Source organism: Streptomyces swartbergensis, assembly GCF_002148965.1.
Classification (GTDB): Bacteria; Actinomycetota; Actinomycetes; order Streptomycetales; family Streptomycetaceae; genus Streptomyces; species Streptomyces swartbergensis.
Genome location: NZ_NGFN01000831.1, coordinates 1 through 692 on the forward strand (window position 1 = coordinate 1; position 692 = coordinate 692).

At 72.6% G+C, this 692-nt stretch carries 1 protein-coding gene; it reads right to left on the reverse strand.

Annotation, left to right across the window (positions count from 1 at the left end):
- Positions 1-692 (reverse strand): FG-GAP repeat domain-containing protein (locus CA983_RS44600; protein WP_143645909.1); only part of this gene is annotated, 692 nt, incomplete at both ends.

Genomic DNA, 692 nt, shown 5'->3' on the forward strand with positions numbered 1-692 from the left:
GTCCGGGCCGGTGGGGGAGCCGAGGTAGGCGACGCCCTTGGACCAGCTGCCCGACTCGGACGAGTCGAGGCTGACGCGGTAGGTGAGGACCAGGTCCGACCTGCCGTCGGCGTTGGTGTCGCCCGCCTTCATGGCGTCGACGCTGTACGCCGTCTCGGGCGTGGTGATCTTCTTCGCGGTACCGCTGGTGCCGGTGGTGGTGAAGGGGCCGCGCACGACGTAGACGTGGGACGAACCGGTGCCGACGGCCAGGTCCTTCTTTCCGTCGCCGTCGAAGTCGCCCGCGGTCAGCAGCCGGCCCCAGTTGTCGTGCCCGGAGACCGCCGGGTCCTTGACCGAGGTGCCGTTCTTCAGGCCGCTCGCCGAGCCCCACAGCACRGTGACGGAGCCGCCGTCGCCGTCCGTGCCGACGTCCTCGCCGGAGGAGCCGACCGCGAGGTCGGTGTAGCCGTCGCCGTCGAGGTCGGCCACGGCGAGCGCGTCGCCGAAGGTGTCCTCGGCCTCGGCGGCACCGGGCACCCCGGCGGTGTTCTGGCTGACCACGGTCCGCTTGGCCGGGTCGAGGCCGGTGGCGCCGCCGTAGACCACGGCGACGTAGCCGGCCATGCCGTGGCCGTCGACCTTGGCGTACGGGGCGGCGAAGGCGACGTCACCGTAGCCGTCGCCGTTGAAGTCGGCCTTCGGGCTGGTGG